General features: G+C 47.7%; 19 protein-coding genes. 8 read left to right on the plus strand and 11 right to left on the minus strand.

All coding sequences use genetic code 11. The features are described from left to right. Position 1: 1 nt before the first annotated feature. Both D515_RS12245 and D515_RS12250 read left to right on the plus strand, forming a co-directional pair. Positions 2-1,303, plus strand: a complete 1,302-nt coding sequence (locus tag D515_RS12245; protein ID WP_002538842.1) for a TRAP transporter large permease — start codon at positions 2-4, stop codon at positions 1,301-1,303. A gap of 5 nt (positions 1,304-1,308) precedes the next feature. Next, a complete protein-coding gene (locus D515_RS12250; protein WP_039850013.1) occupies positions 1,309-2,091 on the plus strand; it encodes an alpha/beta fold hydrolase in 783 nt (260 codons plus the stop codon). Here the strand turns inward: D515_RS12250 and D515_RS12255 are convergent. Together D515_RS12255 and yjeH are read right to left on the minus strand one after the other, a co-directional pair. Next, the gene (locus D515_RS12255) at positions 2,088-2,978 is read right to left on the minus strand and encodes a homocysteine S-methyltransferase family protein (protein ID WP_002538844.1); all 891 of its coding nucleotides are present in this window, start codon (positions 2,976-2,978) and stop codon (positions 2,088-2,090) included. The two genes, D515_RS12250 and D515_RS12255, sit on opposite strands and share 4 nt — an antisense overlap. 95 nt (positions 2,979-3,073) lie before the next feature. Continuing rightward, the gene (yjeH, locus tag D515_RS12260; protein WP_002538845.1) at positions 3,074-4,324 is read right to left on the minus strand and encodes an L-methionine/branched-chain amino acid transporter; all 1,251 of its coding nucleotides are present in this window, start codon (positions 4,322-4,324) and stop codon (positions 3,074-3,076) included. Between the two features lie 186 nt (positions 4,325-4,510). On the opposite strand from yjeH, the gene D515_RS12265 reads away from it, so the two are divergent. The 3 genes from D515_RS12265 (at position 4,511) to D515_RS12275 (ending at position 6,913) form a co-directional block, all read left to right on the plus strand. Then, positions 4,511-4,954, plus strand: a complete 444-nt coding sequence (locus D515_RS12265; protein ID WP_002538847.1) for an Lrp/AsnC family transcriptional regulator — start codon at positions 4,511-4,513, stop codon at positions 4,952-4,954. Between the two features lie 319 nt (positions 4,955-5,273). Continuing rightward, entirely contained in the window at positions 5,274-6,284 is a 1,011-nt protein-coding gene (gene cuyA, locus D515_RS12270; protein WP_002538848.1) for a D-cysteate sulfo-lyase, read from the plus strand. A gap of 386 nt (positions 6,285-6,670) precedes the next feature. Beyond that, entirely contained in the window at positions 6,671-6,913 is a 243-nt protein-coding gene (locus D515_RS12275) for a hypothetical protein (RefSeq protein WP_002538849.1), read from the plus strand. Positions 6,914-6,928: 15 nt separating this feature from the next. On the opposite strand, the gene D515_RS12280 is transcribed toward D515_RS12275, so the two are convergent. Next, positions 6,929-7,552: a heme-binding beta-barrel domain-containing protein gene (locus tag D515_RS12280; protein ID WP_039850014.1), complete on the minus strand. Its 624-nt coding sequence runs from the start codon at positions 7,550-7,552 to the stop codon at positions 6,929-6,931. A gap of 319 nt (positions 7,553-7,871) precedes the next feature. Then, positions 7,872-8,483 carry a TetR/AcrR family transcriptional regulator gene (locus D515_RS12285; RefSeq protein ID WP_002538851.1) on the minus strand — a complete coding sequence of 204 codons (612 nt, stop codon included), beginning with the start codon at positions 8,481-8,483 and terminating at the stop codon, positions 7,872-7,874. Positions 8,484-8,663: 180 nt separating this feature from the next. Here D515_RS12285 and D515_RS12290 point away from each other — a divergent pair, with 180 nt between their 5' ends. Both D515_RS12290 and D515_RS12295 read left to right on the plus strand, forming a co-directional pair. Then, the gene (locus tag D515_RS12290) at positions 8,664-9,677 is read left to right on the plus strand and encodes an MBL fold metallo-hydrolase (protein WP_039850015.1); all 1,014 of its coding nucleotides are present in this window, start codon (positions 8,664-8,666) and stop codon (positions 9,675-9,677) included. Then, the gene (locus D515_RS12295; protein WP_002538853.1) at positions 9,674-10,027 is read left to right on the plus strand and encodes a DUF5329 family protein; all 354 of its coding nucleotides are present in this window, start codon (positions 9,674-9,676) and stop codon (positions 10,025-10,027) included. The genes D515_RS12290 and D515_RS12295 overlap by 4 nt, the downstream gene beginning before the upstream one ends. On the opposite strand, the gene D515_RS12300 is transcribed toward D515_RS12295, so the two are convergent. Next, positions 10,024-10,290 carry a hypothetical protein gene (locus D515_RS12300; protein WP_002538854.1) on the minus strand — a complete coding sequence of 89 codons (267 nt, stop codon included), beginning with the start codon at positions 10,288-10,290 and terminating at the stop codon, positions 10,024-10,026. The genes D515_RS12295 and D515_RS12300 overlap by 4 nt on opposite strands. A gap of 152 nt (positions 10,291-10,442) precedes the next feature. Between D515_RS12300 and D515_RS12305 the strand changes: the two genes are divergently transcribed. After that, positions 10,443-10,793 carry a GFA family protein gene (locus D515_RS12305; RefSeq protein WP_002538855.1) on the plus strand — a complete coding sequence of 117 codons (351 nt, stop codon included), beginning with the start codon at positions 10,443-10,445 and terminating at the stop codon, positions 10,791-10,793. 64 nt (positions 10,794-10,857) lie between these two features. Here D515_RS12305 and ompV read toward each other — a convergent pair whose 3' ends face one another. The 6 genes from ompV to D515_RS12335 form a co-directional block, all read right to left on the minus strand. Further along, positions 10,858-11,634, minus strand: a complete 777-nt coding sequence (gene ompV / locus D515_RS12310; RefSeq protein WP_002538856.1) for an outer membrane protein OmpV — start codon at positions 11,632-11,634, stop codon at positions 10,858-10,860. 92 nt (positions 11,635-11,726) lie between these two features. Further along, a complete protein-coding gene (locus D515_RS12315; RefSeq protein WP_239643973.1) occupies positions 11,727-12,902 on the minus strand; it encodes an ATP-binding protein in 1,176 nt (391 codons plus the stop codon). Positions 12,903-13,038: 136 nt separating this feature from the next. After that, on the minus strand, positions 13,039-13,764 hold the full coding sequence (locus tag D515_RS12320) for a response regulator (RefSeq protein ID WP_002538858.1): 726 nt from the start codon (positions 13,762-13,764) through the stop codon (positions 13,039-13,041). A 109-nt stretch (positions 13,765-13,873) separates the two neighbouring features. Next, the gene (locus tag D515_RS12325; RefSeq protein WP_039850016.1) at positions 13,874-14,668 is read right to left on the minus strand and encodes a phosphodiesterase; all 795 of its coding nucleotides are present in this window, start codon (positions 14,666-14,668) and stop codon (positions 13,874-13,876) included. A gap of 9 nt (positions 14,669-14,677) precedes the next feature. Further along, complete coding sequence (locus D515_RS12330; protein ID WP_002538860.1) at positions 14,678-15,487, minus strand: carbohydrate ABC transporter permease; 810 nt, start codon at positions 15,485-15,487, stop codon at positions 14,678-14,680. Next, positions 15,484-16,377, minus strand: coding sequence for a carbohydrate ABC transporter permease (locus D515_RS12335; RefSeq protein WP_002538861.1), 894 nt, complete (start codon positions 16,375-16,377; stop codon positions 15,484-15,486). Before D515_RS12335 ends, D515_RS12330 begins: the two co-directional genes overlap by 4 nt. Positions 16,378-16,427 lie beyond the last annotated feature (50 nt).

The raw sequence follows: 16,427 nt of genomic DNA on the forward strand, positions 1-16,427 counted from the left end.
TATGGAATGGTACGTTGTCGGGCTAGGTATGCTGGGCTTGTTGATGGGATTCATCATCATTGGCTTACCGATCCCCTTTGCGCTTGCTGCTGCTTCAATCCCATTTTTGCTCGATATCTTAAGCCTGAAATCCTCCTTGGTGACGGTAGAACTGAAACTTTGGGGCGTGTGGTTTGACTACATTCTTCTGGCGGTTCCGCTGTTCGTTTTTCTAGGAGAATTGATAGGCCGCTCTTCGATTGGTCCCAACCTTTACTGGTTTATGCACAGTAAGCTTCCGCTACGTGGTGCAGCGGCGTATGGCAGTATTGGTGCGTGTGCAGGTTTCGGTGCTGTATGTGGTTCGAGTATGGTCGGCTCGCTCACTATCGGTGGTGTTGCCTTGCCGCAAATGCTGAAGCTGGGTTATGGGAAACGCCTGTCGAGCGGTGTATTGGCAGCTGGGGGGACGCTGAGTGTTCTGTTGCCGCCGAGCTTGATCTTGCTCTTCTATGGCATTGTGACAGACCAATCCATTGGCTCGCTGTTTATTGCGGGTGTGGTACCCGGGTTGGTGCTTGTGACGATGTTTTTCATTATCGTCGCTGTCTGGGGAAAAGTAGCGCCGCAGGACATTCCGGGACAAGAGAGCATCCAGCCGATCCCTTGGCTGGTGGCTTTGTCGGCGCTGACGCCAGTGATGATTATCGGCTTGGTCATCACCATCTCAATCTATGCAGGCATCGCGACGCCAACAGAAGCGGCGGCGGTTTCTTCGGTCATCACCCTCATCATGGCTTTTTGCTTTGGTGGCCTTCGTTGGGAAGGCCTGCTCGAATCCCTCAAATCGACGATGCAGACCATGGGATACTTGGGCTTGCTACTGTCATCAGGGGTGTTATTTGGCTTCGTGATGACCTACCACCAAATCCCACAGCAGTTTACCCAGCTGTTTGTTGAAATGGATTTATCACCTTACGCCGTGCTGGCAATGATTGTGGTCTTCTACATCATTCTCGGCATGTTCTTAGAACCTGTCTCCATGACTTTTATCACTCTGCCAACCCTGTTCCCTTTGGTGCATGCGGCAGGCTTTGACCTGATTTGGTTTGGGGTGGTTTACACCATCACCATGGAGATAGCCGTACTGACACCGCCTGTCGGGCTCAACCTCTTTGTGATACAGAGTCTCGCCAGAGATGACGTGACCATTGGGGATGTGATCATTGGCTGTGTTCCTTTTATTTTCGCGCTTGTGATTTTGCTGCTGTTGTTGGTCGGACTGCCTGACACAGCGCTTTGGCTCCCTGAGTTAATGGAATAATAACGATGAATTGTATACGTGTAGGAACCGGACCCACGTTGGTACTGGTTCATGGGTTTCTCAGCAGTTTGACCTATTGGGAAAAACAGATTGAATTGTTTTCAACGCGCTTCGACGTTGTCGCGTTCGATTTGCCGGGCTATGGGGGAAAGGCGAAAGAAACGGGTCTGGACAGCGTTGAAGGCTTTGCAGATTTCGTATTGGGAAAACTGGATGAACTCGGTATTGACTGTTTTCATCTGATGGGACATTCAATGGGAGGAATGATTGCCCAGGAAGTGGCAATAAAAGCGAAAGACAGGGTGATGGGGTTAGTGCTCTACGCAACCGGTCCGAATGGTCGCTTGCCGGGGCGCTTTGAATCGCTTGAAGACAGCATGGCGCGCGCCGAAAAAGAGGGCACAGAGCAAGTGGCTCGGGATACCGTCCGAACTTGGTTTTCTGAAGGGGAAGAGGATCCTGATTTTGTTGGGGGAATGGCACTTGCTGAACGTGTGTCCACACAAACCTATATCAATGGACTGCGTGCGATGGCGGGGTGGAAGTCTCTGGGACGCCTCGAACAGATTGAAGCGAAAACGCTGGTTTTGTGGCCAGACAGCGATCGCTCGTACATGTGGGAGCAAACCGAAACACTGTGGCGAGGCATAAAAGATACTAACCTCGCCGTGGTGCCGCTGGCGGCGCACAACACCCACCTTGAGAAAGCGCGGATTTTCAATCTACTGGTGATTGAATTTTTGCAAAGTGACAAAGTGAAACAACGTCAGTTGGCAGTGACGACCTAGTCGTGACTCTTCCGGAGTGCATCCAAATAGGCGATGTGCTCCGGAAAAATTGCACAGCATCCACCCACAATATTTGAACCCGCATCCAGCCAGGCACGAACGAACGCTGCGTATTCATCAGCCGGTAAATCACGAACTGTGGTCAGCGAATCATTGGCTTCATGGTCTTGATGGATGACCGTAAACCCATTGGCGTAAGCACCAAGGGAGATCTGTTTGCCGCTGCCATCAATGATCGCTTTTGCCACAGCAATGGCGTCCAACATCACTTCGGGCTGTGAACAGTTAAACAGCACGCCATCAACGCCTTTTTCACAGACAACGCGAATTGCATCTGCCACAGATTCACCAGAACGTAATCGAGGTTGATCGATTTCAGTGTCCATTAAGCTGAAGGCAAAGTAGGCAGGTTGATTGGTGGTTTTGAGTACTTCGAAAATCGTTTCGAATTCCTCAATCAAGCTAATGGTTTCAGCTATCCAAATATCTGAGTAACCCGCTTGTGCATCAACCAATGTTTGAATAATGGGACGCGCTTTTTCTGCTGAGAAAAGATCAGGACGGTAGGAACCCAAAACTGGAGGAATACAGCCTGCAACGTTGACTTTCTTCTCGCTGTCATCGGCAGCACGACGGGCAATTTGCGCGGCAGACTCGGCCAGTTCAAAGCCTTGTTCTTGATATCGCTGCTCGCCCAAGTGGAAAGGGACGCAGGCATAGCTGTTGACTGTGATGACATCGCATCCCGCATCAATAAAATTCTGGTGCGCCTGATAAACACAATCTGGTGCTTCAATCAGCGCTTGAGCGCTCCATAAAGGCTGGGAAAATGGGGCGCCGATACGTTGAAGCTCTCGCCCCATGCCGCCATCTAATAAAACAAACATCCGTGATCGCTCTTTCTTGTTGTACCCCAAATAGATTTGGGCATTTCAAAACTTTTGCGAAAGGTCTCACAAAATATTTGCTATGTCTAGACGGGTTATAGTGCCGCTTTTGAAACGTCTTTTTTGCCTTGCAACATCAGAAGGGAAAACACGCTAAGCGCATACAGCATTGACCAGCCTAGGCAGACGAAAACAATTAGACAGAGTGCCAGTGCAATACCTGCCAGCCATCTCGCTGCACCTTCCAGAAGTTTGAATGCTGCGAGCATCGCCATCAGATAAACCAACACGAACACACTGTTGGCGAGCTTAAGGAAAAACTCCAAATCCAAGCCTGACCAATACCCTATGATACAGGAGGCCGCCAGCACACCACCGATACTCAAGGTCGCATTCTGGGGGACGCCGCGGCTCGAGACCTGTGCCATTTTTCCTGCTGGCTTGTTCTCTCGCGCTTGCGCCCAAACCATGCGTGAAAGGCTTTGGGTGTAGAGATTGACACTGGCGAAGCAGGCGGAGAAGCCAATGACACTGATCAGCATTTTAAAGTTGGGGCCAAATAAGTTCTCACTCAACCAGGGGATTGAAGCGCTATCAAACTGTTGGGTGCCGTAGGCGCCAAATTTTAGTATGACCACAGACATTGCCCAGTAGGTTGCTCCTGCAACGAAACAGCCGGCGATGATGGCGATAGGGAAATCCCTTTCCGGGTTTTTAAACTCTTCCCCCATATGGGCGAAAGCTTCAATACCAACAAAGCACCAGAACATTACACCAAGCGCAGCACCAATGGGCCATAAGGATTCCTCATTGATGGAGGGCATGGTCAGATCGGTAACGCCAACGCCGCCTTTCCACAGAAAAGCGCCGACCAAGAGAAAAATGCTAATCGCAATAAGGGTTTGCAGCTGACCCGAAGATTTAGCCCCCATCAAATTGACACCCACCAAGAGCGCGACCGTAAGAAGTTGAGCTGTCAGAGAGCCATTAATCGGCTCAGGCAAAAGCTGTTGCAGAAAGCCTGCGGCAAGCGCAACGGCTGCTGGAACACCAACGGGAATCACGCTGACGAACAGCCAGGCTACGCTGCGCTCTAACCTTTTATCGAAAGCTTTGCGGACGAAATAAGCGGTACCACCTGCATTCGGGTAGCGCTTACCTAATTGGGCGAATGTCAGGGCAATCGGGCAAATCGCGACGAACAGGAAAAGCCACGCCCAGAGGGAAAACTCACCAGCAATGCCTGCCGCAATAGCAGGGATCATAAACAGCCCGGTACCCAAAAGGGTGGTGGAAAGTTGGCCGATACCGGACAGTAATGTGATTTCTTTTTTGAGTTGATTCATGGGGCGTCCCAGCCAGTATCTGTGAGTTGACTATTGATGTCAGATTAAAGCTGATTGATTGAAAAAGCATCGCGCAAAGTGTCTTTGTTCAGCGTCAGATTGACGGTTTTTATTGCTGAAGCTGACAAAGTGACGGTTTTCGCGCAGAATTCAACGAGTTTGTGAAAAGAGAATCGAAAGAAGAACATGGATAAGTTCGACCAACAAATATTGGATATTCTGCGCGTGGATGCACGTCGTTCCGTCAGCGAAATCGCGCGGGACGTCAATTTGTCGCGTTCCGCAGTGACAGCACGAATCAAAAAGCTTGAGCAAGACAAAGTCATCCTTGGCTATCACGCCGATGTGGTGGAGAACAAAAGCGTTGAAATGGTCTGCGCTTATCTTGCGCTGAAATATGACACCTCCACCAGCCAACACTATTGCGAAGCATACGCTGACACTATACGCCGTATTGAGGGGGTGAAATGGTGCCATGCGATCAGTGGAGAAACAGATATGATGCTGTATCTCGAAGTGCCTAGCATGAATCGCATCAACAAAATTCGGGAAGAGATTCAGGCGATTCCTGAGATGAAACAAGTCGTCACCCATATCGTGCTGACTGAGTTCTTCAATACGACCAAGTAAGTGAAATTTGTTTGTTCATTCACGTTTTTGCACTGCCATTAGATAAAGCCTTCATCATTTTAGGGTATCTCTTCTTAATGTAACTTTGGTCACAAAACATGCTGCTGCTGTTTTTGATAAACGTTAAATGTTACTAAACGGCAGAGCACCGTGGAGTCAACTTAATTCAAAATAATCAAAGTATTAGCGAAGTTACGCTTTCGCTATGCCGAAAAGTAACCGGGGCCCCTTCAATATAGGTATTGGCGTAAGTCAAAAAAGTTTCTCAGTCTGAAATAGCAATGAATTTTTCTATTTTTTAACTGTTAGGGACAACGACATGCACCTTTCACGATTCCCACGTTTGCGCTTTGCGCATCTACCTACACCGCTTGAGCCAATGAAGCGCCTCTCTGAAGCTTTGGGCGGGCCAACAATCTGGATCAAGCGCGACGATTGTACCGGTCTGGCTGGTGGTGGTAACAAAACCCGCAAACTCGAATTCCTGATGGCAGATGCACTTGAACAAGGCGCAGACACCATCATTACCCAAGGCGCGACCCAAACTAACCATGGTCGTCAGACAGCAGCAATCGCAGCGAAATGTGGTTTGGAGTGCCATATTTTGCTGGAAGATCGCACCGCGTCCGAAGACCCGGATTATGTACTCAATGGCAACGTGATGCTGGAACAACTGTTTGGCGCATCACTCAGCAAATATCCAGGCGGTACAGACATGAATGCTGCGATGGAAGATGTTGCTGCCACACTGTGTGCCGAAGGCAAAAAACCTTACATCATCCCGGGTGGTGGCTCGAATGCGATTGGTGCATTGGGTTACGCCAACTGTGCGTTGGAGCTGGTCAACCAAGCCAATGAGATGGGCCTTAGAATCGATCACCTTGTCCACGCCACTGGCTCTGCCGGTACACAGGCTGGCCTAGTCACGGGTCTTGTTGCGACTAACAGCCAAATACCTTTGCTTGGTGTCGGCGTTCGTGTGCCTCAACCACAGCAAGAAGGGAATGTTTTCAAGCTGGCAGAAAAGACCTGCGATTTATTAGGTATCTCTGGCGCTGTTAAACGTGAAGACGTGCGTGCTAACTGTGATTACGTTGGAGGTGGTTATGGCATTCCCGCGGAGAGCACCATGGAAGCGATAGAAATGTTTGCCCGCTACGAAGGCATTTTGCTGGACCCAGTTTATTCCGGCAAAGGCGCGGCGGGACTTATCGACCTTATCCGTAAAGGCGAATTCAAAGACTGCGACAACATTGTGTTCTTGCATACAGGTGGTGCTCAGGCATTGCCGGGCTATCGCGAAGCTTTTGGTTTCGAAAGTTATAGTTAAATATACCCAAACAACCTGAAGATGCTCGCATTCAGAGGTCATCAATGCGTTCAATTCGAGGCAAGTTTCGCGAGGAATAGTCATTCTATTTCCGTGGAGTTTAACGAAGAAGTGGGCGCATTGAGGGCCTCCCTTCGGGCGAGTTGACTGACGCCGTGCTCTTTGTTGTTCCTTTTTGATGGAGATGACTACACCTGCAAAGGAACGCCGCGATCACAACGCCAGTCAATCTCGCTGAATCATGCATCTTCAGGTTGTTTGGGTATAATACTGGTGCGAAGATCCCTATTATTGCTAGGTGGAAATAATCTGTTCCTGATTTGGTGGATTATCAAAGCTCAGATTGAAATCTATACTCACTTCATCACTGAAAGAGGAGGTGAGTTATGGATGAGCAACGTGCCATCAATCTTTATTATTTCCTCAGATCCCAGAATGCACCGCAGTCTCAGATCAATGAGGTCGTGGAACGAATCAACCAATCTTACGGTATCAACCTGAGAAGCTTAGACACCCAGTACCGTAAGCAAAGAGGTTATTCACCCAATCGATATGATATCAACACCTATGGAACGGCGGGTTCGAGAACCATGAACCAAACCCGCCAAATGCAAAAGCCAGCACATTAGTGCTGGCTTTATTATTTATTCAGCTACTTTATATAAGGTGCTGCTATCAGTATGTGAAAAGTCGCTGCCATAAATATTTAATGCGGTATTTTGAGAATATGTCAACTTATCGTCTTCGATATTAATCGTCATCGTAAAGTCAGTCGTGGTAGCGTTTTGCGTCATATAGTTTGACTCTGCGATACCGCGGTTTGATGCCTTCAATGTCATCGTCTTACCAGCTGTACCTTCTGCAGTTACACAAGTAGTACGCGGAACACAGAACGAGTTATAGACGATTTGGTTTTCCTGATCGTAAATAAAGTATCCGCGTTGGTCGTGGAACTTAGAGTCATCTGATTTACGGAAAACTTCCTGCTTATAGTAAAGAGCAACTAGACTCTGATCGCTCGCGTTAACTGCGTCGGCTGCCACTTCAAAAGTGATGGTTTCGTAGAATGGCGTAACAGCAGGTGCGCCTTTACCTTGTTCAGTACCTTCCTGAGCCGGTGCGACATCAACGCCGCCTGTTTCAATACTTTTCCAAGTACCCACAAGAGAGGCTAGAGGACCAAAGTCCATACCATCGATAACATTATGATCGGCAAATGCTGGCATTGCGACAGCAGAGGCAAGAATTAGCGTGCTCAATTTTTTCATCATTACTTCCTTTTCTAATTTGGCTTTGGAAAAGGAATATAGGTATGTATCGCAAACTATTTTTGAGCTGGATCATTTTTAATCAGAAACTGAGAGCTTGAATGTATGAAAAGGTAAATTAAGTGAGAAATATTATTTTAGTGTAATGATATATTAATATCGCGATAATGATTGTATTATCACTAATTTCCCTGGTGATGTTAGCATGCGTGGTGATTGAAATTATATATATTTATCTTTGATAGTTGCAATGTGTATATTTTAAGTGGTCAATAAAAAGCGCTGATTAGCAGCGCTTTTTATTAAATTGATAGTGAGTTTATTTCTTGTAGTGACTAAGGAATATTGCAGCTGTGTTTTCTGCCAGAGCTTTTCCTTCGCTTTCATTAAGGGGCTGACAAGCACCAATCAACTGTGGCCAAAATGCTGAGCCTTTAATCAAGTTGTGCAGTTGAGTGCGCGCCAGCTCTACACTCTCCATTCTCAAGGTGCCGATTCTGTCTTGTTCAACCAGCCAGGCATGTAAGGCGGTATCTTCCTTCGACATGCTCTTCATTTGTTCCTGCAACGCTTCTGGCTGGAACAGGAAGTGACCAAAAGCCACTTTTGCCATGTCGAGATAATCTGGCTGGGCAATCACTGCAATTTCCTGATAGAGCAGAGTAGATAGCTGTTCAGACAGTGGCAGTTTCGACAGCTCTTCAAGGCATTCTGGCGTGATGGAGCTTTTCCAAAGCACTGAGAGGAGTTCCATCACCAGTGCTTCTTTAGAGGGAAAGTGGTTGTAGACGGTTCGCTTGGAGACATTGGCGAGCGCGGCAAGCTTATCCATGCTGGTATTTTGCACGCCAAACTCCTGAAAAGCCTGACGCGCGGCTTCCAGAATGGCTTCACGCTTTATTTCGCTTCTGGTTTTTTTCTTCACTGTCATTGGGTTAGGTGCCAACTCAAAAAGTAACGGTGACTATATTACACTAAGCGGTTTACTTTTCATTGTTCTTTTGTAAACTACACCGAGTAGTTTACATCAAAATTCATCAATCAACACGTGGTCGCTATGGACAGAAACCTTTTGAAACACACCTTACTGACGACACTAGGAGTGATTGCGATGAGTTCAACAATGCTGTCTTGTTCCAGTACTGATGGGCCAGAAGCGGATTATCCAGACAAATTTGTAAATAGCGATCCGGCGTTCGAAAGGCAAAGCAACCCTTTTGAAATCCTTATGGCTTTCATTAAGGCGGAAGAGAGAACGCCCAAGCCGACGTTTGATTTTCCAATGCATACCATTACGACCGAGCAGCTGATCGATGAGCGTGAAGATGTGGTTTATCGTCTTGGCCACTCGAGTATGTTGATGAAACTGAATGGTAGTCTCGTGATGACTGATCCGGTATTCAGCGACCGCGCTTCACCAGTGCAATTTATGGGTCCTAAGCGCTTCCATCCAGCACCGATTTCAATAGAAGATTTGCCTGAGATCGATGTGGTTGTGATCAGTCATGATCATTACGACCACTTGGATAAAATGTCGGTGAAAACGTTAGCAGACAAAACAGGACTGTTTTTAGTGCCATTGAAGATTGGTGCAATCCTAAAGGATTGGGGTGTGCCAGCAGAGAAAGTCGTAGAGTTGAAATGGTGGGAATCGCGGGTGGTCAATGGTATTGATTTTACCCTGACACCAACGCAACACTTCTCAGGCCGAGGCCTAACCGATCGCGATTCTACACTTTGGGGAAGTTGGGTAATGCTCTCCCCTGAAAAACGGGTGTATTTTAGCGGCGACTCAGGCTACTTCGATGGTTTTAAGGAAATTGGTGAGAAATATGGCCCATTCGACCTTACCATGATTGAAACTGGTGCCTATAACTCTCTTTGGGCGAACATTCATATGTTCCCGGAGCAAAGCGTGCAGGCACACATTGACCTCAAAGGTAGCGTGATGTTGCCCATTCACAACAGTACTTTCGATCTGGCGATGCATGACTGGAAAGAGCCGATGAAAAAGGCGCTGGAAATCAGCAATGAGCGTGGCGTGACCATGGTTAGCCCAGAGATTGGTCAGCGTTTGGCTATCGGTGAGGCGTTGCCAGTGGTTGAATGGTGGAATCAGGAATGATGAAAAAATCAGGACTTGCGGCGGCATTGGCTGTCGCTGCCTTAGTCAGTATCCCAGCTTCCGCATCGGTAAAAAACGATGTGGAATACCTCATTGCGCAGATGAAAAGCTCGGATTGTACCTTTGTACGCAATGGTTCTGAATACGACAATCTGCAGGCGGCCGAACATCTTCAGAATAAGTGGGAATATGCCGAAGACAGGGTGGAATCGACGGAAATGTTTATTGAAGAGGTGGCTTCCAAAAGCTGGTTTACTGGCCGCGCGTATCAGGTGAGATGTGGCGAAGAAACCCAAACCAGCCAACAGTGGCTAACCGAGAGGTTAGTGGAAAAAGAAAAGTCAGATTAACGCCTATTTCCACCGAAAAGCTCAGAAAGATAAGCAGAAATCACGCTGCTGAAAATCCCGATAATCACTGCAACAGCAATGACCACCAAAAAGGTAATCACAGCAATAAAAATAGAGCCGATAAAAAGGCCGACTAACGGAAGAATCACAAAGAAAACAAAAGCAATGACCAATGCGGCAACGATTAATGCGCCAGCTTGAAGCGCCAAGATGGCAACCGGGTTGGAGATTTCTTTTCCGTTAATGACCACTCTTCTGTTCATCTTCCCCTCCTCAATGTTATGCCAACAGAATAGCACTTCGTTTCGCCTAGTTTTTCAGACCACTTAACAATCCTTGATTGAAAAATAACCAGCTTGGCGTGTTAATCTGGTAAAGCTCAAAAAATAATCATAAGTACAGCTGGGAGAAAGGCATGAAATATACAGGAAGTTGTCACTGTGGGTCGGTGACGTTTGAATTCGAAGAGCATGAAATTAAATCAGGGTTGCGCTGTAATTGTTCAATCTGCCAGAAGAAAGGGGCATTGATGAGCGCGTTTACCGTGCCACCGGAAGCCATGAATATCACAGCAGCAGAAGGTGTGCTGGCGACGTATTCGTTCGGTAGTGGTACGGCGAAACATCACTTCTGTAACCGTTGTGGGATTTATCCTTTCCATCAAACACTTAGAAAACCAGGACACTATCGGGTTAATCTCGGTTGCCTTGATGGTATCGATACAACCAAGTTGCCATTTGATGTGTTTGATGGTGCTTCGGTTTAGAGCCTAACCTTAAACAAAACAATGAAGAAAAGCCTGACGATGTTATGTCGTCAGGCTTTTTTGATCAGAAGTGATAAGCGACTGTCGCGCCAACCAGCCATTGGTGTTTGCTGTCAACAATAGGGGAGTCAGCAACTTCACTACCCAAACCTGTGTATTGGGTGGATTGAGTCAGGTTCCAGTTCTCGCTGATAGGATAAATCAGCTTATAACCTACTTCATAAGCGATTGAACTGCTGCCCGTGTACTCAGGTCGGTTGGCGCGTGCTTCTTTTGGCTGCACGCCAAAGTAGTAGTCCACAAAGTCTTTACTCTGGAACATCACCCCTGCGAAGGAAACCAAATTCGCATCGCCAATGGAAAAGATGTCGAAGTACCTCACACCCGCCAGATAGCCTTTGTAAGCGCCAGATATATCATGCTGGAAGTAGGTAGAAATCACGCCGGTACCAACTTGGAAGTCAGCATTTAATCCAAGATCGACACTGACGTCCCTGTCATCCATACCTTTCAGGAAGTCCGAGGTATCGTCATCGTAACCGATCCCCGCGCTGGTGAGATGAACACCTAGATTGACCAGATCACCGTCGGTTCCATAAAAGCGGTAGTTTGCACCACTGAAGTCGATGTTGAAGTCTTCGCCGTGGTAGCCAAAGTTAAGGAGTGGAACAACTGAGTGATCTTGCTCTTTGTAGAGGTCGCTGGTTGCAGCTACGCCCGCTTCAGCAATCCAGGTGCTTTGCTTGCTATAGATATTGCCGTTAAGAATATAAGTTTGATTCGCTGCCTGTACCGTAGGTGCAGCGGCGAGAATGGAAAAGAGTAATGCAGATTTATTCATGATTCTGTCCTTGTTTGTGCACTTAATGAACACCGTACAAAACTCGGCTAACTGACAATAGAATCAATTTGTCACGGGTTTGTCAGCGATTGTCAGGGTCTTTGGTTTGGAATGGTCACAATGAGTTTGGCTCCTCCCTTTGCGCTTTCTTCAAAAACGGCATGCCCGTCGTGTTTTTCAACGATAAGTTTAACGATAGCAAGACCCAATCCATGGCCCATATTGGCTTTGTTCCGGGAAGGGTCGACACTGAAAAACGGCTCAAAAACGGATTCGCGATATTCTTCGGGGATCCCGGGGCCATCGTCTTCAACAATTATCTGGGTAGTGTTTCCGTTTTGCTGGCAAATGACTGTGACGGTTGATTCCGCATACCGCACCGCATTCGTTAATATGTTTTCTATAGCGCGTTTCAACAAGGGTTTATCAGCCAGAAGTGAGATATCAGGCTCAATAATCACTTCTATTTCACGGTTTTGACGATTGGGCAGTCGCTCAACCAAATGCTGGATAAAGGGCGCAGCAGGAAGGGTTTCTTTCGTCAGTGACCTATCCTGACGCCCAATTTTGGCGAAGTAGAGCAACTCATCGACCAACTGCTCCATCTCTTCTGTGTCTTCTATAATGCTGGTGACTTTTTTTCGCAACTCCTCTGACTGAGCTTCCTCCTTGATGAGTTCTGCCTGCCATTGAATCCGGAAAATGGGCGTGCGGAGGTCATGAGCAACGGCCTGTGTCAATGAGCGGTTACTGGTTATCAATAGCGAAATCTTGTCAGCCATTTCGTTAAAGCTATCGTTTAGCTTTCCGACTTTACTCCCACTGTTTGTTGGTGCTCGGGCGTTTAAATTCCCCTTAGCAAAGTCGGCCGTTACCCTTTGTAACACCCTAACTCTGCGGCTGAGAAACCAAATGAGCCAAGTTGAATAAACAAGGAAACCACCCAAGATAAACACAAAGAAGAGGGAGTCGCTAAATTCTATTTTCTGTCTAACTAGGGTCTCTATGTCGGGGGCGAGGTGGTAGAAATTGGGCGAGTCAGAAAGTGTGAACCAAAGCCCTCTATTTTCATCAAGAAATGAGAAAGGGTGAGGGATGTTATTGCCAGAAAAATAGTCTTTCACTTCTGCCGGAATGTTATCAGCATGGACGAGATTTAGCGTATTTGCGGTCGATTGAGCATATTCTGCTAACAGTTGTTTTATCGCTTTATCATCGTGTTGCTCATGTAAAGTGTTAACTAAGTTTTGGAAAGCGGCTGCTTCCATGTCCTCAAGCACATAATCGTAATCAGTCGTGAGCTCATAAACGAATAAGTTAAAGGCAAAGCTACTCACAATGAAAAGGACAAAAAGCCCGATAAAGGATTCAATATAGATACGCCACATAGTTAACCTGGTCTTGTTATTCCTTCCATGCGTCCGGCACAAAGAGATAGCCTTTCCCTCTCACTGTCAGTATCCGATGGGGTGATGAGGGGTTATCTCCCAGTTTTTTTCGAAGGCTGACGACCTTGTTATCGACAGTACGATCCAGACCATCATATTCAATGCCACGAACAGCGAGAGTCAGTGTTTCTCTCGACAAAACTTCGTCTGCAGAGGCTGCAAGCAGCCACAAAAGGTCGAACTCACTGTCTGAAAGAGCAATGTGTTCACCAGACCATTCACACCATTTTCTTGCGTTGTTGAGAGACAAATTCCCAAACGTTAATACGCTGACAGATTCAGACTTTTCCGTTTCCGGCATTTCACTACTTGAGCTGTCCCTGCGCAGTAACGCACGCAATCTCGCGAGCAGTACGCGGGGTTTAATCGGTTTGGTGACAAAGTCATCAGCCCCAATTTCCAGTGCTGCGACGTGGTCGAAGTCGTCATCACTTGCCGTCAGCATTAACACCTTACCGGAGAACTGTGGGCGAATCTGTCGGCAAATTGTCAGGCCATCGATATCCGGCAGCATCAGGTCGAGCATAACGATGTTGGGCTGTTCTGAAAGGATCGCACCAATGGCACTTTCTCCGTGATCAAACTCCCTTACATCAAAATCCTGCTCACGGAAGTAGGAAGAAAGAAGTTGTCGAAGCTTGGTGTCATCTTCAACGATATAAAGCAGAGATTTGGGTGACATTGAAAATCCTCATACCCGAATGCAAGTTCTATCAACGAGATAGCACGCTAAAACTGATTTGTCACCGCTTTTTAGTGCGAGAACTGAGGACTTTCTGCTAATACATGGCTCAAAATGGATAAAGTGTGCCGGATGGGGGCAGCGGGAGGTAAGTGCTTCGGAAGCCTTTATTCCACTCATGCAGCATGTAGCCGCCGGGGTCTTGTGTAAAACCGACAGGCGCATCACTTCGGTGATCCGTTAAAAAGGAACTGGCTGTTGCGGGAGAGGACAAGACCGTTGCTCCACCTATTGTGCTAACAATGCTGTTATGGAGGTGACCGCAGATAATCCGCACTTCACGGGGCGATTTCTCCAGAATCTCTGCCATTTCATCTACGCCTTCCAGACCAATGGCATCCATAAACTGAATACCCGAAGCAAAGGGAGGATGATGCATGGCAATCAAGGCGGGTTTATCTGGGTGACGTGTCAATGCATGTTCCAGAAAAGCCAAAGCAGTGGGAGATAAACGACCACCGCCTTGACCCGGAATCACGGTATCCAGACCGATGATGTCGAGGTCTGGGAAGTGTTTCACCCAGTTGATTTCTTCACTGGTCGCAGGTGTCAGATTCTCAAAGCAGTGATGCATAGAAGAGCGAAGATCATGGTTACCGGGTATCACGAAATAGGGAATGCCCAAACGCCTTATTACAGCCTTGAAAGCGTCGTAGCTCTCGACGTCGCCGTGGTCGGTGATATCGCCAGTCACGATGATGGCATCGACGTGTCCAAGCTTCTCTAAATCCTGCTCAATCTTAGTGATGGCATCTTCAAACAAGGCCAGCGTGTCGAGCACGCCGGAAACCTTGTTGGGAGGGCAGACAACGTGCGTGTCTGTCAGCTGTATGATTCGTGTCATAGCGCCCCCTTACTTTATACCTGCACGCAAGAACGCTTGCACGAACTGACGTTGGAAGATCAAGAACGCGATCAGTAGCGGGGCAATCGACATCATGGTGGCGGCGGATATCACGGAAATATCTACGCCGTTTTCCGGCGCACCGAATATCGACAAACCCACGGTGAGTGGTCGGGTATCGTCAGAGTTAGTCACAATCAAGGGCCACAGGAAGTTGTTCCAGTGGGTCGAGACAGAAACCAGTGCGTAAGCGAGATAAGTCGGCTTTGCGAGCGGCACATAGACTTTCATCAAAATGCCGAACAGCGAACACCCTTCGACGCTGGCTGCTTCATGTAACTCATAAGGCACCGATTTAAAGGATTGGCGCATCAGGAAAATACCGAATGCACTCGCCATATAAGGCATACCGACACCCAGAATAGTGTCGAACAGACCAAGTTTGGATGTCACTGCGTAGTTTTCGACGATCAGCACTTCCGGGAGGATGAACAGTTGCAGCAAGACCAGAATGAAGACGAAGTCTTTACCCGGAAATGACACTTGTGCAAACGCAAAGCCCGCCAGCGTGGTAATAATGAATTGCCCAATCAAAACCACGGTCACCAAACAGAAGGTGTTGATGAAGTACTGAATCCACGGCGCGCCTTCCCAAGCGACGCGGAAGTTATCGAGCGTCCAACCCGAGAGCAGGTTGAAATTCACCGCATCTGATGTGGTGTGGAATGCAGCCCAGAAGGCAAACACTAAGGGTGATATCCAAATGACGGCCAATAGGAGCGCACCAAAGGTATCGAGATACTTTTCGATAAATTTCATTGATAGTGCGTCCTTTTATCCAGATAAGTGAACTGAATCGCTGCTGCAATCCCAAGTACTATCAGCACCAGCACTGTCATGGCTGCAGCATGTGGTGCATCGAAGAAGGCAAACGCCATTTCCCAGATGTAGTAGAGGATCAGTTTGGACGCGTCGGACGGTCCACCTTTTGTCAGAATGAACAGGTGGTCAATTAACTTCACCGAGTTAATCATGGCGTTGACCACAATAAACAGGGTGGTTGGCATCAGTAGTGGCAACACAATGCGGCGCGTGTAGGTCCAGCGGCTGGTGCCTTCAATATCTGCGGCTTCTTTGTAATCAGCAGGAATGGTCTGCAAAGCAGCGAGATAGAAAATCATGAAGAATCCCGCTTCTTTCCAGATGGTGACGATAATCACCGCCCAAAGTGCGGTTTCAGGTCTGCCCAACCAATTGACTGATTCAAAGCCAAACAGCGCGCCGATTTGGTCAAGTACGCCCAAATCTGGTGTGTAGAAGAACAACCAAAGGTTCGCTGCAGCAATCATTGGTAGCACAGTCGGCGTGAAATACGCGGTACGGACAAAGCCCTTGGCCGATATTTTTGAGTTGGCCCAAAGCGCCATAATGAGTGCGATAGCGATCGACGCCGGAATGGTAATCGCGGCATAGAAAAGGTTGTTTTCGACGACGATCCAAAAGGTCGGATCGTTAAAAAGATCCGAATAGTTTTCCAGCCCGGTAAATTCTGAAGGGCGACGACGCGTTCCTTTGGAAAATAGACTTTCCCACAGGGTAGCTACCGAAGGGTAGAACGCGAAAAGCGTAAGTAAAATGGCAGCGGGAGTCAGCAGAAGCCAGCCATACATGTGCTGTCTGCGGCGCTCCATTTCAGCGTAATGATTCATAGTACTGCTCAACTTCCAGAGAGTCCCCCATCTGAGTCAGATGGGGGAGA

Source organism: Grimontia indica (assembly GCF_000333895.2).
Classification (GTDB): domain Bacteria; phylum Pseudomonadota; class Gammaproteobacteria; order Enterobacterales; family Vibrionaceae; genus Enterovibrio; species Enterovibrio indicus.

Coding starts and splice junctions, on each gene's coding strand:
- D515_RS12295 (WP_002538853.1), top strand. CDS start 9,674: ATGATGAAAAAATCAGGACTTGCGGCGGCATTGGCTGTCGCTGCCTTA.
- D515_RS12290 (WP_039850015.1), top strand. CDS start 8,664: ATGAGTTCAACAATGCTGTCTTGTTCCAGTACTGATGGGCCAGAAGCG.
- D515_RS12280 (WP_039850014.1), bottom strand. CDS start 7,552: ATGAAAAAATTGAGCACGCTAATTCTTGCCTCTGCTGTCGCAATGCCA.
- D515_RS12255 (WP_002538844.1), bottom strand. CDS start 2,978: ATGTTTGTTTTATTAGATGGCGGCATGGGGCGAGAGCTTCAACGTATC.
- D515_RS12265 (WP_002538847.1), top strand. CDS start 4,511: ATGGATAAGTTCGACCAACAAATATTGGATATTCTGCGCGTGGATGCA.
- ompV (WP_002538856.1), bottom strand. CDS start 11,634: ATGAATAAATCTGCATTACTCTTTTCCATTCTCGCCGCTGCACCTACG.
- cuyA (WP_002538848.1), top strand. CDS start 5,274: ATGCACCTTTCACGATTCCCACGTTTGCGCTTTGCGCATCTACCTACA.
- D515_RS12330 (WP_002538860.1), bottom strand. CDS start 15,487: ATGAAATTTATCGAAAAGTATCTCGATACCTTTGGTGCGCTCCTATTG.
- D515_RS12315 (WP_239643973.1), bottom strand. CDS start 12,902: ATGGAAGCAGCCGCTTTCCAAAACTTAGTTAACACTTTACATGAGCAA.
- D515_RS12335 (WP_002538861.1), bottom strand. CDS start 16,377: ATGAATCATTACGCTGAAATGGAGCGCCGCAGACAGCACATGTATGGC.
- D515_RS12275 (WP_002538849.1), top strand. CDS start 6,671: ATGGATGAGCAACGTGCCATCAATCTTTATTATTTCCTCAGATCCCAG.
- D515_RS12320 (WP_002538858.1), bottom strand. CDS start 13,764: ATGTCACCCAAATCTCTGCTTTATATCGTTGAAGATGACACCAAGCTT.
- D515_RS12250 (WP_039850013.1), top strand. CDS start 1,309: ATGAATTGTATACGTGTAGGAACCGGACCCACGTTGGTACTGGTTCAT.
- D515_RS12300 (WP_002538854.1), bottom strand. CDS start 10,290: ATGAACAGAAGAGTGGTCATTAACGGAAAAGAAATCTCCAACCCGGTT.
- yjeH (WP_002538845.1), bottom strand. CDS start 4,324: ATGAATCAACTCAAAAAAGAAATCACATTACTGTCCGGTATCGGCCAA.
- D515_RS12305 (WP_002538855.1), top strand. CDS start 10,443: ATGAAATATACAGGAAGTTGTCACTGTGGGTCGGTGACGTTTGAATTC.
- D515_RS12325 (WP_039850016.1), bottom strand. CDS start 14,668: ATGACACGAATCATACAGCTGACAGACACGCACGTTGTCTGCCCTCCC.
- D515_RS12285 (WP_002538851.1), bottom strand. CDS start 8,483: ATGACAGTGAAGAAAAAAACCAGAAGCGAAATAAAGCGTGAAGCCATT.
- D515_RS12245 (WP_002538842.1), top strand. CDS start 2: ATGGAATGGTACGTTGTCGGGCTAGGTATGCTGGGCTTGTTGATGGGA.